At 30.3% G+C, this 2,137-nt stretch carries 2 protein-coding genes; both read right to left on the bottom strand.

Annotated elements, in window-relative coordinates:
* Nucleotides 1-44: 44 nt before the first annotated feature.
* Entirely contained in the window at nucleotides 45-1,322 is a 1,278-nt protein-coding gene (locus tag R5Z65_RS10210) for an RNA-guided endonuclease TnpB family protein (protein ID WP_317366273.1), read from the bottom strand.
* Complete coding sequence (locus tag R5Z65_RS10205; protein ID WP_317366271.1) at nucleotides 1,306-1,941, bottom strand: IS607 family transposase; 636 nt, start codon at nucleotides 1,939-1,941, stop codon at nucleotides 1,306-1,308. The genes R5Z65_RS10210 and R5Z65_RS10205 overlap by 17 nt, the downstream gene beginning before the upstream one ends.
* Nucleotides 1,942-2,137 lie beyond the last annotated feature (196 nt).

The raw sequence follows: 2,137 nt of genomic DNA, 5'->3' as shown, positions 1-2,137 counted from the left end.
CCGTTCCTACAAACCTATAAAAAACTATAAATAGTTACAAATATCTATAAATAATTTTCCTGTTGTATTCCTGTTTCAACCTTGCTGGTTGCAATATTATTTATCGCTAAATCATATTGCAGAGCCGTCAAGTCCGCAGGCGTAAATTCGGGCAGAACTTGCCCTATTTTTTGTGGAATAAGATTGTAGAGATTTAAACTAGCATTGTAATCTCTATCTATTTTTAATCCACAATTTTCACATTCATAGATTCTTTCTTTAAGTGTGAGAGTTTCTTTAATGCTTCCACACTTAGAGCAAGTCTTAGAGCTTGGATAAAATGTATCTGCTTCTATCACTCGCTTATTGTTATACTCTGCCTTATAACTTAGTAAGCGTTTAAACTCATAAAAGCTTACATCACTTATTGCCTTTGCTAATCTATGATTTTTCATTAAGCCTTTGATATTGAGATTTTCAAGCCCAAAGTAAGCATAATGTCTTACTAGACTTGAAGTAAGCTTATGTAAAAAATCATTTCTTACATTAGCAATTTTTGTATGGAGCTTATTAAGCTTAACACTTTGTTTTAAGTAGTTGTTAGACTTTTTTATCCCTTGCATTGCTTCACTCTTGGTTTTTGGGTGTTGCTTTTTGCTAAGACTTCTGCTTACTCTTTTTAAACGCTTTGTAAGCTTACTTAAGGGCTTGAGTGATTGAATGCTTAAGCCATTAGATAAACTTACAAAAGATTTTAAGCCAACATCTATACCTAATCCAAGTTTTGTTTGTTTGCTATCTTTATGAGTTCTTTTAAATTCACTTTCACTTATCTCTAAGCTAAAAGAAGCATAGAATCTATTTGCTTTTTGACTGATAGTGCAAGAGTTAATTTTGCCTTGAAATCTTAGATTCTCTCTTAGCTTAACACTACCTAGATTTGGAATCTTTAAGAATTGTTTATTGTTTTTACTTTCAAATTTAACAATATCTCCCCCTAAATAAAACGAACCTTGATTATCTTTTTTCTTTTTAAACTTTGGATAGCTGACTTTACCTTGCTTTAAATCTCTAAAGAATTTTTGGAATGCAAGATTTAGGTTTAAAAATGGTTGTTGTGTGGCATATTTAGTTACTTCATAGACAAAGGGGAATTGCTCTTTTTTAATCGCATTAAATTCTTTTTTTAAATCTAAATGTGTTTTTTTAACACCTTGCTTATAATATTCTTGCCATTTAGCAAGTCCCCAATTATAAGCAAACCTAGAACAACCAAAGGCTTTTTTAAAATAAGTGATATGCTTATTGTTTGGAATGAGTTCTATTTTATGCGAGATTGTCATTGATTACACCTTGCATATCATCAAGTAATTTTTTGTTTTTCTTGCTTCTACTTCCATAAAGCCTAGCAGAAAATACGGTGATAATCTCTAAAACATCTTTGGCTAATTCTTCTTCAAACTTAATATTTTCATCGCCTTTGTTGATGATAATCACCTCCACTTCTTTAGCTTCACAAATAGCAAAGATTAATTCAGCTCCAAATCTTAATAATCTATCTTTATGTGTTAGAACAAGTCTTTTAACTTGCCCTTCTAAGATAAGATTTAAAAGCTTTGTTAATCCTTTTTTATAATAATTCATACCACTGCCTAAATCTTGTATGACTTCATAATTAAACCCAGCCTTAGCACAATAAAGCTCTAAAACTTGAACTTGTCTTATTAAATCATCTTTTTGGTCGTGGCTACTTACTCTAGCATAGGCAATTGTTTTTAAACCATCAACACTAAATTTAATGTTTTTATTAATATTTTTTAAAGATTCTAATTTATATCTGCGACTTCCACCTTTTGTGATTTCATCAGGCTTTAAAAGTCCTTGTTTATCCCAATTTCGTAGGGTTTGTATGGTAACACCAAGAAGCCTTGAGGCTTGTCCTATTGCAATTAATTTATTCATAGGAACATTTTATCAAACTTTTATAATAATGTCAAGTTAAAAACTATAAATAATTAATATATATTTATAGTTTTTTGTAGATTATTTGAATCTGTTTTTTGCCCCTACTTTTTATGCGTCGTTTTATAGGGAATAAGGGCGTATTGTGCAACTTTAGTGTTGCCATAAGTTATTATGATAGAGCCTTTATTGTTTG

Source organism: uncultured Tyzzerella sp., from assembly GCF_963558545.1.
Lineage (GTDB): Bacteria > Bacillota > Clostridia > Lachnospirales > CAG-274 > Tyzzerella.
Note: the sequence above shows the minus strand (reverse complement) of the source record. Positions and strands in the feature narration are given on the sequence as shown.